The organism is Nostoc sp. UIC 10890 (genome assembly GCF_054786515.1).
The window spans coordinates 5,215,644-5,228,828 of sequence record NZ_JBSGKF010000001.1 but is presented as its reverse complement, the minus strand read 5'-3'; the positions used below and the strand labels follow the sequence as shown (position 1 = coordinate 5,228,828).

Here is a 13,185-nt window from a genome sequence, read left to right as displayed (position 1 = left end):
TTTAAATTACCACTGATTTAATAGTACGTAGGAGATGTTCGCGGGTGTAAGGCTTAGTTATATAGGCATCTGCACCTTGCCTCATCGCCCACAAACGGTCAATTTCTTGATTTTTAGAACTACAAACCACAATCGGCACTTTTGCAGTAATTGGATTTCTTCTCAGAGAACGACACAATTCAAATCCACTCATTTCTGGCATAACTACATCAGTAACGATCGCATCTGGTTTTTCTAACACAGCTTTTTCTAAACCCTCTTTTGCACCACTTGCTTTAATTACGTTGTAACCACTTTCTTTGAGATAATGGCTCATTAATTCCAATTCGCTGGGAGAATCTTCTACAATTAAAATTGTGCCAAGCAAAGTCAGGCTCACTATTAAATCTCCTAAAAAAATAAATTAAACATATTTTGTTATTTTTATTTGACTTATTTCAATCAATCAAGATGCTTAAAAACCATTTTTAGCAATTCTGATTGTGTAAAAGGCTTAGTCAGATATCCTGATGATCTGACCATTTTAGCCTTTGCTCTGTCGATAAAGCCCGTTCTACCAGTCACCATAATGATTGGTGTATTTTTAAAAGCTGAATGTTTACGTAATAATGAACATAGCTCATAACCATCTAAGCTAGGCATTTCAACATCTAGCAAAATTAGATCGGGCTTACTCCGCAGAATTTGCATTAAAGCTTTTACTGGATCGTTGATCATCACAACTGAAAATGTGTTTTCATCCAAAAAGTGTTTGATAGAATTCAAAACCGTTTGGCTATCATCAATGCAAGCAATTGTATACAGTTTTTTACCAACAGATGGCTGAGTAATTTTATTATTCTCAGGGATATCAAAATTAATTGGTATCGACAAGTTTTGTCCAAGTTTTATTTGCAGTTGTGGCTGAACTTGAGACGATTGTGTTGCAGACAAAACTTGAGAACCGCCACCAGATGGAATTGATGACTGGATATTTTGCCGATTTCGTAACTGCTTTTGACAGTGTTCAACAAGTAAGCGCAAATCCAGGCGACAGAACTTTGGTAGTTCATTCAAAGAGCTTTCTGGACTGAATTCATAGCTACCTTCTTTTAAACACAGAAATGATTCCAGCACTTCTTTTGCCAATTCGTCTATCAGGCTTCCTGCTTGTACAGTGGTAATATAGTCCTGATTTACTAACCAACAAATAGCTTGGTAATCCGCATTTGGTATTGATTGATGTTCATTCTTCGTCTCAAACATCAGCCGCATTTGCACGCGAGTGGCGCTGTTGAGAGCAGGAATTTGCTGGCTTAAGCGTCGCAAGTGACTGTCAAGCCGTTCAAACAGTTTATCTGAATAGGAGGCATAAGTAAGTTTACCGTCCTCTAGATAAATTGACCAAGAAACTATTCCAGTAAATATGCTTAAGCACCCTGTAGCACGCCGACTGGTTAATTGTGCCAACAGAGATAGCGGATGTAGTTTCTGGAACAACCTGTAGCTACCTATAGGAGTTGTGCTCATTTTGCTTTTACTTCAGCTAAATTCGATATGTGTAAGCTAAATTCGTATAGAGTTCTTCCACAATTTAAATCAAGTAAAAAGCATCAAACTTTTGTATTTTAAAGTACATCAGTTTACATCTAGGTTTGTGGTGAAACTCAACGACAGTAGCGTTATTTTCAGATGAGCAAATCTTAGTAAATTCGTAAATTCTTATTAATTTATTTACTGTTACTGAGATTTATGACCATCTTTCGAGAAATAAGACATAAAAATGTCAAGAGTAGATGAAGCCACTTTCCATTGAGTAACCCCATTCTGACCACAGGAATAATACTGATTTTGTAAAGGTTAATATATTTGAACTACTGTATTTACACTTAAATACAATCTAGTTTTTAAGCAAATAAGAACTATATGAAGCCACTTTTAATTAAATACCCACGTTATGACTACGGGGATAATACTGATTTTTTGGATAAAAATAAAACCAGAACTCAGAATTCAAAAGTTAGAATATTTTAAGTAAGATTTTATACTTTAATGAGTTGTTGTTCAAAAAAATTGTGCGATCGCTAATTTATTCTTACTGTTGATATTGTGCGATCGCTATCCCTACGGCTGTAAACTAGGCCACATCTCTACATTAGGCATTAAGAGAGCATTTATTTTTATTTGCGCTTGAATTTAAAAGTCATCGCTCCTTTTCCCCCAGCCTTCCCACCACCAATCCCAAATAAACTGATTTGTCCTTCGCCATTAACTTCTACTGAGAGTTCAACCTCATCAAGCTGAAGCTTAGAATCTGGTTGATCAGCTTCATCAAGCATTTCCCGCATTGCTTGCAGAAATCCCTTCATCTCTTGCTTGAGTTTCGTTACCTCTACTTTGTGTCTAGTAATTACTATTTCGTCTCTTTTTCGGCTGACAACTATTTCTTCTGTAGTTTCAACTCCCAGTATTCCTCCTGTATCTCTACTGCTTCTTGCTCCACTATTTATCAATGTTTCACTAGTTGTACTTGATGTTTGGGCTGTTTCTTCAGTAAGAATCCAGATGGCTTTGGGGGTGGAATTTTCTGCTGACATAAATTTAATTATTGAAATTATTCTTGATTTAAGTACAGATAATCGTAGATGCACAACATATTCATTAGTAGACCTCTTGCAAAAGTCCCTAACACCCCACCCTCAACCCCTCCCCGCAAGCGGGGCTACGGTGTACACACAAGTCTGAAATAGCTGATTAACCAGGGTTTTACCCCACCCTAACCCTCCCCTTGGAAAGGGGAGGGAACTAGATTTTCCGGTTTCCCCCCTTTCCAAGGGGGGATTAAGGGGGGTAATTCGACTTGTGTCTACACTGTAGGCAAGCGAGGAGGGGAGACAAAGCGTAGCTTTGGCGGGGTGGGGTTCTTTCTTATTTTTGATTTATGCAAGAGGTCTAATAATTTGAGGTTTAGTTATGTCAGGCAATTTTTTTAGTTTCAGACTATAAACTGCATGAGCAGTGTATTACTATTATTCAGTAGCAACACGTAAACTTGCAATAAGGAAGAATAAATTAGTCAATACGAACGCAGAAATGGCTAAAAATTGGGCGATCGCGATCGGCATTAACCAGTACAACAATCTTCAGCACCTAAACTACGCCAAACTAGATGCCGAAGCTATGCGCGATTGGTTTCAAAAGGAAGTGCGGTTTGACAAAGTATTTTTGTTTACAGAAGATTCTCCCCCAATTAAGACTTCTCCACCCATTCCCACTCAGGCTACTTACGGTAATTTGCGGCGGTTTTTAAGGGCAAACTTTGAAAAACCACTATTAGCACCAGGGGATAATCTCTGGTTTTTCTTTGCTGGTCATGGTTGTCGTGAAGCTGACCGTGATTATCTCATGCTCATAGATAGCGATCCAGGGGATGTAGAACATACGGCAATCCCTGTTGATTATGTTACCCAAAGATTGCGCCGTAGTGGAGCAGATAATGTAGTGTTGTTTTTAGATGCTTGCCGCGATGAAGGAAGCAGGGGAGGAGAGGGTATTGGTAAAGAACATCAGGGAGTAGTCACTTTTTACTCTTGCAGTCCCAGTCAAAAGTCTTATGAAATTGACCAGTTGCAACACGGCTCATTTACTCAGGCGTTGTTAGATGGGTTGAGGATAGCAGGTGCAGGAAACTGCGCCACAGTAGAAAGATTGGACAGATATTTACAATCGACAGTACCTACAATCAATCAAACCTACCAGAAAAATCCACAACATCCTTATGCTAAAGCCGAACCAGCTACCAAATTACACTTAATTTTGTTGCCCGACTATGCCACCCTAGCTGATATTACCCAGATAAAAGTCGATGCTTATGAAGCTGAAGTTAAAGGAGATTGGGAATTAGCTAGACAGTTATGGATTCGCGTGAATGTGGCTGCTAGGGGTTCTGATATGCAAGCAATTGAAGCATTTTCTAGAATTTTTCTGCGACAAGGAGAGTCTTCTGCACCTCCAAAAAGTCCTGAACCTTTGCCAAACGGTGGGAGATCAGGAGTTTCTGAACCAGCACCTACAGCACATCAAAGTGAACTACAGATTTTTCAGTTTGAGATTGTGAAGGTAAATGCAAGTGGTCAAGAGGTGAAACGAGACACAAGCAAAGCCCAATATTTCACCGAAGACTTAGGAAATGGTGTCAGCTTAGAAATGGTGCATATCCCCGATGGTACATTCCTGATGGGTACAGAAGATGAAGAGATAGAAAGGCTTGTGCAAAAACTCAGTTGGGATAGGTTTAGAAGAGAAAAACCTCAGCACGAAGTAATGGTTCGATCATTTTTCATGGGTAAATATCCAGTTACCCAAGCGCAATGGAGGAGAGTAGCAGCACTACCCAAACTTAACCGTGACCTGAAAGCAGACCCATCTTATTTTAAAGGAGATAAACGACCAGTAGAGAAAGTATCTTGGGACGATGCAGTTGAATTTTGCGATCGCCTCTCCAAATATACAAATAAGCAATATCGTCTACCGAGTGAAGCGGAATGGGAATATGCCTGTCGTGCAAGCACAAATACACCCTTTCACTTTGGCGAGACGCTTACAACTGAGTTAGCTAACTACGATGGAAATTATACTTACGCTTCTGAGCCAAAAGGAAAAAAGCGTGGAGAAACAACAGAAGTAGGCAGTTTTCCACCCAACGGCTTTGGATTATACGACATGCATGGGAATGTTTGGGAGTGGTGTCAAGATAATCGGCATGACAGCTATGAAAGAGCGCCTAGAGATGGAAGTGCATGGATAGATAATGATAATCAATATAAAATGCTGCGGGGCGGTTCCTGGATCTTCAATCCTGGGTACTGCCGTTCCGCGTATCGCAACGGCAGCTTCACGCGCGTCGTCCACGGCAACAATATTGGTTTTCGTATTGTGTGCGCTGCCGGGAGGACTCTTTAGCCCTTTACACTTTAGCTCTTTTGCCCTTTGCTCTTATTCTCTTTACCCTTTTTGAGTGTAGCGGAGCGGAACGATCTAATTTTTTTGAGAATCAAAGGTTGAATTAGACAGAAAATTAATCTTACAGCTATTTACATGAAAACTGCTGTAAAAAACACAGACAATAATTTTCTTATGCCACGCGATGTGCGACTTATTATTGAAACCCCTCTCCAAACCTCTCCCCGAAACGGAGAGAGGCTTTGATTCTTGCTCCCCTTCCCTTGTAGGGAAGGGGTTGGGGGTTAGGTCTGAGAGAAAGTCGCACACGGCGTTATGTCAGCAAGATATAGCTCTTCTGACTTCCCTGCTTGCAGTTGAGGATAAATTAATTCAAAAACTGCATGAGTCTGTTGGCTCATGCAGTTTTCAGAAATTAAAAATGCGGATGAAAGGACTTGAACCTTCACTCCTTTCGGAACTAGAACCTAAATCTAGCGCGTCTGCCAATTTCGCCACATCCGCATCAGTTTACTAACTTATCATAAGAAAATAATTATAGCAATAGGGAATCGGGGACAAGGGAGAAATTAATTTCCTATGCCCCATGCCCAATGGCCCATGCCCAATTACATAACTGCAACACGAGGCAGACGATGCTTGAAACCACACAGAATTTCCCAAGAAATAGTGTTTAATTGTTCTGCCCAGTCATCCGCTGAAATTTGTTCTTTTCCCTGTTCCCCTAGCAAGGTGACTACTTCTCCTTCTTGGATATTGGGTATGGCACTCACATCCAGCATCAACTGATCCATTGTAATTGTGCCAATTTGCGACACCCGCTGACCGCGAATTAACACCTGCATTTTGTTGGAAAGACTGCGAGGAACACCGTCAGCATAGCCAATTCCCACGACGGCAAGGCGAAGTTCACGCGGGGCAATAAATTTATGACCGTAGCTGACAGATGTTCCTGCGGCAATTGTTTTAACTTGGGTAACTCTTGCCTTAAGTTGCAAAACGGGCTTGAGGTCGATCGCATTTTGCAAATGTGCTGCTGGGTAGAGTCCGTAAACGGCTAAACCTACTCGCACAATATCGTAGTGCAATGCCGGATTTGTGAGTGCAGCCGCTGAGTTTGCCAAGTGCAAGCAAGGTACTTGAATTCCCATTGCTTTGATTTGAGCGATCGCTTCCTCAAATCGTTTATGCTGTTCTTCCATTGCCGTCGGATCAGGATCATCTGCTGTTGCCAAATGGGAATAAATACTGGCAATCGATAGATGTGGTAAGCGCTGGACTAATTGCACAAATTCGCCAGCTTGCTGCCAATTAGTTCCCAACCTAGACATTCCCGTGTCTAATTTGATATGTACGGGGACTGGAGAACCATAATTCATCGATTCCAAGGTATCGGAAAATACTAGAGCTTGTTTAGGGCTACAGAGTGTGGGCTGGAGTTTCCAATGTGCGATCGCATGAATCTGCTCTGGTGTATGAGTTGCTCCTAAAATCAAAATGGGTGCTTGAATCCCACCTTCTCGCAATTGAATAGCTTCTGGAACTGTAGCGACTCCCAGCCAACTAGCTCCCGATTGAATTACAGTTTGGGCGACTGTTACCGCTCCATGTCCATAAGCATCAGCTTTTACTACTGCCATCAACTGGGTATTCGGCGATAAAAACTGCACCAATTGCTGTACGTTGTAAGACAATGCTCCTAAATCAATTTCTACCCAAGCTCGTTGCGAAAACCACGCGTAGGGGTCGCACTGCTGATTAGGAACTACACCGGGGATTTCTTTGCGACTTAACATTTGTACTGACTCCTATCCCACCACGGCTAAACTTCAAGTTATCTATCTATACACGCTCCTAAAAGCGAGATCAGATTAAATAGGAAGTTTACCCTTCATATTGGAATTGATACAAGATATTGGGGCAGTAAAGTAAAAGTTAAGAGTGAGGAGTGAGGAGTTAGAAGTTAGAAGTTAATCTTACGGCTCAAGTTTTTACTCCGTTCTTCTCTACGAGACGCTGCGCGATTACGTCAGTCTAAGTAAGTAATTTAATCAAGTGATAAATTTGACTTTCCAACTCTTAACTCCTCACTTCTAACTCCTAACTCTTAACTCCTCACTCCTCACTCCTAACTCAATTTTCAAATTCTCCCGAAAGTATAATTTATTCTCATCTCCCTAGCAGGGTGTAATTGTGTTAATATTTATGTAAAGCTAATACCCTGAGCGCAGATAAATGGGGAAGGTTTTAGTCTTAAACGCCTCTTACGAACCTCTCAATATAACGAGCTGGCGTCGCGCTGCGGTTCTGTTAATCAAGGGCAAAGCAGAACGCGTGGAACACAACGGTAAATTCCTTTACTCGGATTTCCCGCTGCCTACCGTGATCCGGTTACGTCATTATGTACGTGTTCCTTATAAAGAAATTCCTCTGACTCGCCGAAATATATTGCACCGTGATAGTCATGCCTGTCAATACTGTGGTTACACAGGGGATGAATTGACACTAGATCATGTAATACCGCGATCGCGCGGCGGTGGCGATACCTGGGAAAACATTGTGACAGCTTGTGTCCGTTGCAATGTCAAAAAAGGCAGTCGGACTCCCCACGAAGCTCACATGCCTTTGCGTCATCCTCCCCGCCAACCTTATAGCAGCCTCTATTTCGAGGTCAGCAAACATCTTAAAAGTGGACTGCACACAGAGTGGCAAAAGTATGTTATAGGTCTTTGAGCAAAAAAGCAAAGGAGAAAGAAGAAATACCCTCTTTCTTTGGGACATAGCCAATAACTATTAGTTATGGAGTGTGAGAAAAATTCGCGGCTATATGGCTTGCAACGAAGGCGAGTGCGTCAATCCTCAAGCTTCTACTTAATGTATGGGGTTTCTTCTTTACTTCTCGTCTTCCCTGCCTTCTTTCACTGGACTTCGCTCTAAAATTATCAGAATTATCAGAATTTTCAAAGGGGATACGAAACAGGCGTTGTTCATCAAAAATAATTGTTAATTGCTCAATAGTCACAATAATGAGAATATTAAGCATAAGAATATTTCAAATATCAAGGACTAATCCTAAAGTATAAGATAGAAAATATACCCTAAGTCAGATAAAAATCCCGCTGATTCAATTTACAGAAGAGAGAAAAAGCTCCTAAAACAGATTTATGCTGCCACATACAGCCCGATCTACTAAACTTCCTTGGTGTACGCCCTTGAGTGGAATTTAGTTGAAGTTAAGCGCTGTTACTGACAAAAAATATACTTAGATGTATAGTGCAATGTCTTAATATTTTTGCGAAGATCAAAATAATGTGGCTAAATTCAGTGAACTGCTGCTCGTAGTATCTCTGAATTAAAGGAGCCTCACACTTTAAAAAAGTTCCCTATGTACTTGAATTCGCCCGTTACTCAGTTTGAGAGTTTGTCATTGACCACAGAGCCAAACCAAGAGGAACCTGAAATCGAGAAAGCGCCAGTGGAAGTTGCATTTAAAAGTCCATCATTACCGCCATCGGTAGGTGATGGGGCTATATATCTCAGTCACCGCGGTAATTCCCTGGCACAACAAAAGTCAGAAGAACTACAAAGAACCCTTCTGGCGCACAGACACGATCGCCAGCTCGTAATTCTGCAAGATTTTCCTGACCCTGATGCCCTTTCCTGTGCCTGGGCTTACCAGTTAATTGCCCAGCAATATGATATCAAATGTGAAATCATTTATGCTGGTGCATTGAGCCATCAAGAAAATATTGCCTTGGTAAGGTTGACTAATTTACCTATCCAACGCTGGACAACGCAAACCTTGAAAACCAAAGATTTGTCATCTTATCAAGGTTTTGTATTAATTGATAACCAGGGAACCACTTCACAGCTACTATCAGCGGTACAGCAAGCTGGAATTCCCCTAGTAGTACTCATCGACCATCACAGTATCCAAGGTGATCTCCAATCAGAGTTTGAGGATATTCGCCCTTACGTAAGAGCGACTGCAACAATTTTTACGCAGTATCTTCAAACAGGATTACTGGCATTAGATAGCAGCATAAATCAACACGTCAAATGCGCTACAGCCTTAATGCATGGCTTGCGATCGGATACAAATCGGCTCATGCAAGCGCAAGAAGAAGACTTTATGGCAGCGGCGTATTTAAGCCGATTTTATGATGCTCAACTGCTGAATGCCATTTTACAGGCCAACCGTTCCAAGCGGGTAATGGATGTGATCGAGCGATCGCTAAAAAATCGCATCGTCCAAAATAACTTTTCCATTGCTGGTGTCGGTTATTTACGTTACGATGACCGCGATGCCATCCCCCAAGCGGCTGATTTTCTCGTCACCGAAGAAAATGTCCACACCGCCGTAGTTTATGGCATTGTTCACGATGAAGATGATGAACTGGAGATAGTCATCGGCTCCCTGAGAACCAGCAAACTTACCCTTGACCCCGATGAATTCATCAAAGAAGCCTTTGGTCAAGATAGCACAGGGCGCTTTTTCGGCGGTGGAAGAACAAGTGCAGGCGGCTTTGAAATTCCAATGGGCTTCTTATCTGGCAGCAACGAAAATTCCGCTTATGCGAAAATGAAATGGGAAGTATTCGACACTCAAATTAAGCAAAAACTGCTGAGGTTGGTTAATCCTAGAGATAACCCGATTCAGTCGGAGTAGAGGGAACCGAAGGAGACGCGGAGAACTCCTAACTAATGCAGCGATCAAAGTGTTTGGTCAGATAGCATCCCTTCCCGATTTTTGATAAAAGTCGGGAATTTGGATTTTATGACAACAACTGAACGAAATCAAAGTTATACCAATTTGAAAAAAGAATGCGACAAATAGACCATTTGTAGAGACGCGATTCATCGCGTCTTTACCCAAGGATATGTTGCAATCATTAATTGAATTGGTATTAATTTGCGTTTACCTATTTATTTGTGAACAAGGAGCGCCATGAAGTCTATAAAACTCCAAATCTTACAAACTTTGTATGAGCAAGATTTTTGTGAGTGGGTAGAGCAGACAGGAGAGCTTTTACAGTCGCATCAGTGGGACATGCTTGATTTAGAACACTTAATCGAGGAAGTGGTGGACTTGGGTAAGAGTCAACAGCGAGCGTTGCAGAGTGCGTTGCGGTTCGTCTTATCGCATTTGTTGAAGTGGAAGTATCAACCCGAACGTCGCAGTCACAGATGGCAAGTGACTATTACCCGTGAGCGACTGAATATAGATGAATTACTGCAAGAAAGTCCTAGCTTGCGGCGTTTTTTAAATGATGCTGAGTGGATAAATACTATCTATCAAAGAGCGCGGCGAGAGGCAATGGTGGAAACAAGTTTATCAGAAGATAACTTTGCGATCGCTTGTCCGTTTTCTGTTGATGAGATTTTAGACTTAGACTTTTATCCTAACGCTGACCAATAATCGTAAGCTTATTTAGCTTATAACAACCGTTATCCCATACGCTAAATCGAGTAAATATACAGCTTATCTTTAGTGTCAAGATATTTTATAGTTATCACCTTTAATTTTTCAAGGCATAAGAATGACACAGCAAGAATTGTTCAACGAGTTTTTGTCTCTTCCTGCGGAAGCACAGCGTCAAGTAATCGACTTTATTGCTTTTTTGCGACAAAAATATGGAGGAGTTGAACCTGCATCTGACTCACCTGATATTGACTTTATAAATGATAGCTTTATTGGGATGTGGAGCGATCGCCAAGATTTAGCTGATAGCACTGCTTGGGTGCGTGGTGTTCGAGAAAATGAGTGGTCAAAGTCACATGACTAACTCAACCATCGTTGATACTGATATTCTAATTGATACAGGTCGCGGTGTTCTCGAAGCAGTAAAGTGTTTGCAAAATCTGAAAGCAAGTTCTGGCTTGGCAATTAGCATAATCACACAAATGGAATTAATGGTTGGTTGTCGTAACAAAGCAGAGCTAAAAACACTAGAAAATTTCCTCAAGCAGTTTTACATTATTAAGATTGACCAGGCTGTATCTGATACAGCAGTTGATTTATTGCGGTCTTATCGGCTCAGTCATAATTTGGCTATTCCTGATAGTCTCATTGCAGCTACAGCAATAGTGTGCAATTACTCGTTTATCACAAAAAACCAACGGGATTACAGATTTATTCAAGGTTTAAACCTATTGCCATATCCATAACACGTTAGAACACCTAACGCCGCGTTGCACCGAACAGATGGCAGATCAACGAATACGTAATAATGATTAAGATGAGGATAGATTAAGTCACACCAGACTTAACTCCTAACTAAGCACGGGTTATGCCCCGCTACATTAATAAAACTAAAAATATGGAACTATATTTAATTCGTCATGGCATCGCCGAAGACAAAGGATTAGGCATCAAGGATGAGGAACGCAGCCTAACCAAAGAAGGAAGGCAAAAAACTGAGAAAGTTGCCCAGAAACTTGTTAAATTGGGTTTAAGCTTTGATTTAATTCTCACCAGTCCCTTAGTGCGGGCCCGCCAAACGGCTGAAATCCTCATAGCAGAAAAACTAAGCTCCCAGTTAGAGGAATCTAGCCACCTCGCCCCCGATGGTCAAATTTCTAGTTGGCTAAAAGACTGGTTAGAGCCGAGGAATTATTCACAAAATACCCAATTGGCGCTGGTTGGACATGAACCTGGTTTGAGCAATTGGGCAGAAATTCTCTTATGGGGAGAAGTCAAAGAAAGCTTAGTCTTGAAAAAAGCAGGTATGATTGGGATAAAACTACCAGAAACGGGTTCTGCTCTGGGTCGTAGTCAGATGTTTTGGTTGACACCACCCAAGTACCTGCTATAACAGTTTTTCAACATTTTCGATTGTTGTTAGAACGGCTACTGTTATGGCGACAATAAATTTCTGGTAAGTTAGCTTGATCAGATATTTCAAAAAGCAAATGGTGTTGCCATGATGGTGTGCGAATACAAGCCTGGTTTAGAAGGCATTCCCGCCGCTCAATCAAGTATCAGCTATGTTGATGGGCAAAAGGGAATACTAGAATATCGTGGCATCCGGATTGAAGAACTAGCAGAAAAAAGTACATTCCTAGAAACTGCTTATCTCTTAATCTGGGGCGAACTGCCAAGCAAGGAAGAACTGAAAACATTTGAGCATGAAGTTCGTTACCACAGGCGAATAAAGTACCGCATTCGGGACATGATGAAATGCTTTCCAGAAAGCGGTCATCCAATGGATGCCTTACAAGCCTCTGCTGCTGCTTTAGGCTTGTTTTATTCGCTCCGGGATTTACATAATCCTGCCTACATTCGAGATTCAGTGGTACGCCTGATAGCAACGATTCCCACAATGGTGGCGGCGTTCCAACTGATGCGAAAAGGCAATGACCCGGTACGTCCCCGTGATGACTTAGACTATTCGTCCAACTTTCTATACATGCTCAATGAGCAAGAACCCGATCCTTTAATGGCGCGGATTTTTGATATCTGCTTGATCCTTCAAGTCGAGCATACAATGAATGCTTCTACCTTCAGTGCCAGGGTGACAGCTTCCACCTTGACTGATCCTTACGCTGTGGTTGCTAGTGCTGTGGGAACCTTGGGAGGGCCCCTGCATGGCGGAGCGAATGAAGAAGTAATTCAGATGTTGGAAAAAATTGGCTCTGTGGAAAATGTCCGTCCTTACATAGAGCATTGTCTGCAAACTAAATCTAAGATTATGGGCTTTGGACATCGTGTGTATAAAGTGAAAGACCCACGAGCCATAATTTTACAAGGATTAGCAGAGCAACTGTTTGAGAAGTTTGGCTATGACCAGTTCTATGACATTGCTCAAGAAATGGAACGAGTGGTAGGAGAAAAACTCGGTAGTAAAGGGATTTATCCAAATATTGACTTTTATTCCGGTTTGGTGTATAGGAAAATGGGGATTCCCACAGACTTGTTTACACCAATATTTGCGATCGCTCGCGTTGCCGGTTGGCTAGCCCACTGGAAAGAACAACTAGCAGAAAACCGGATTTTCCGTCCTACCCAGGTTTATAATGGTCTGCACGAAGTTACTTATACCCCCATTGACCAACGGTAAATTGGGCATGGGGCATGGGGCATGGGGCATGGGGAATTGAAAAGAGGCAGAGGGGCAGAGGGGATGGGGGGCAGAGGGGAAAGACTTGCTGTAATTGCTCCCCTGCTCCCCTGCTCCCCTGCTCTCCTGCTCTCCTGCTCCCTTGCCTCCTGTCCTCTCAATAGCCAATCTCAATGCCAACCAT

Annotated in this window: 13 protein-coding genes and 1 tRNA gene; 8 read left to right on the top strand and 6 right to left on the bottom strand. The window is 41.8% G+C overall.

Annotated features, from left to right (window positions below; all coding sequences use genetic code 11):
- Position 1: 1 nt before the first annotated feature.
- From ACWATR_RS21605 to ACWATR_RS21595, 3 genes are all read right to left on the bottom strand, one after another.
- Positions 2-379 (bottom strand): response regulator transcription factor, encoded by a 378-nt coding sequence (locus ACWATR_RS21605; RefSeq protein ID WP_069071198.1) that lies wholly within the window; start codon positions 377-379, stop codon positions 2-4.
- Positions 380-441: 62 nt separating this feature from the next.
- Positions 442-1,509, bottom strand: coding sequence for a response regulator (locus tag ACWATR_RS21600; protein ID WP_460336848.1), 1,068 nt, complete (start codon positions 1,507-1,509; stop codon positions 442-444).
- Between the two features lie 650 nt (positions 1,510-2,159).
- Positions 2,160-2,576, bottom strand: coding sequence for a Pepco domain-containing protein (locus tag ACWATR_RS21595; protein WP_460336845.1), 417 nt, complete (start codon positions 2,574-2,576; stop codon positions 2,160-2,162).
- Between the two features lie 496 nt (positions 2,577-3,072).
- Here ACWATR_RS21595 and ACWATR_RS21590 point away from each other — a divergent pair, with 496 nt between their 5' ends.
- Positions 3,073-4,941, top strand: a complete 1,869-nt coding sequence (locus tag ACWATR_RS21590; protein WP_460336842.1) for an SUMF1/EgtB/PvdO family nonheme iron enzyme — start codon at positions 3,073-3,075, stop codon at positions 4,939-4,941.
- Between the two features lie 422 nt (positions 4,942-5,363).
- Here the strand turns inward: ACWATR_RS21590 and ACWATR_RS21585 are convergent.
- Together ACWATR_RS21585 and alr are read right to left on the bottom strand one after the other, a co-directional pair.
- Positions 5,364-5,445, bottom strand: a tRNA-Leu gene (locus tag ACWATR_RS21585).
- A gap of 104 nt (positions 5,446-5,549) precedes the next feature.
- Positions 5,550-6,737, bottom strand: a complete 1,188-nt coding sequence (gene alr / locus ACWATR_RS21580; protein ID WP_460336839.1) for an alanine racemase — start codon at positions 6,735-6,737, stop codon at positions 5,550-5,552.
- 439 nt (positions 6,738-7,176) lie between these two features.
- Between alr and ACWATR_RS21575 the strand changes: the two genes are divergently transcribed.
- Positions 7,177-7,674, top strand: coding sequence for an HNH endonuclease (locus ACWATR_RS21575; RefSeq protein WP_435025793.1), 498 nt, complete (start codon positions 7,177-7,179; stop codon positions 7,672-7,674).
- 64 nt (positions 7,675-7,738) lie between these two features.
- On the opposite strand, the gene ACWATR_RS21570 is transcribed toward ACWATR_RS21575, so the two are convergent.
- The gene (locus ACWATR_RS21570) at positions 7,739-7,984 is read right to left on the bottom strand and encodes a hypothetical protein (protein WP_460336836.1); all 246 of its coding nucleotides are present in this window, start codon (positions 7,982-7,984) and stop codon (positions 7,739-7,741) included.
- A gap of 342 nt (positions 7,985-8,326) precedes the next feature.
- On the opposite strand from ACWATR_RS21570, the gene ACWATR_RS21565 reads away from it, so the two are divergent.
- The 6 genes from ACWATR_RS21565 to ACWATR_RS21540 all read left to right on the top strand — a co-directional run bounded on the left by ACWATR_RS21565 (position 8,327) and on the right by ACWATR_RS21540 (position 13,001).
- Positions 8,327-9,610 (top strand): DHH family phosphoesterase, encoded by a 1,284-nt coding sequence (locus ACWATR_RS21565; RefSeq protein WP_181928619.1) that lies wholly within the window; start codon positions 8,327-8,329, stop codon positions 9,608-9,610.
- 279 nt (positions 9,611-9,889) lie between these two features.
- Positions 9,890-10,360, top strand: a complete 471-nt coding sequence (locus ACWATR_RS21560) for a DUF29 domain-containing protein (protein WP_460336832.1) — start codon at positions 9,890-9,892, stop codon at positions 10,358-10,360.
- 121 nt (positions 10,361-10,481) lie between these two features.
- The gene (locus ACWATR_RS21555; protein ID WP_460336829.1) at positions 10,482-10,727 is read left to right on the top strand and encodes a hypothetical protein; all 246 of its coding nucleotides are present in this window, start codon (positions 10,482-10,484) and stop codon (positions 10,725-10,727) included.
- Entirely contained in the window at positions 10,720-11,109 is a 390-nt protein-coding gene (locus tag ACWATR_RS21550; protein ID WP_460336826.1) for a PIN domain-containing protein, read from the top strand. Before ACWATR_RS21555 ends, ACWATR_RS21550 begins: the two co-directional genes overlap by 8 nt.
- A gap of 152 nt (positions 11,110-11,261) precedes the next feature.
- Positions 11,262-11,756, top strand: a complete 495-nt coding sequence (sixA, locus tag ACWATR_RS21545; protein ID WP_460336823.1) for a phosphohistidine phosphatase SixA — start codon at positions 11,262-11,264, stop codon at positions 11,754-11,756.
- Positions 11,757-11,864: 108 nt separating this feature from the next.
- A complete protein-coding gene (locus ACWATR_RS21540) occupies positions 11,865-13,001 on the top strand; it encodes a citrate synthase (protein ID WP_069070628.1) in 1,137 nt (378 codons plus the stop codon).
- The last annotated feature ends 184 nt before the right edge of the window (positions 13,002-13,185 follow it).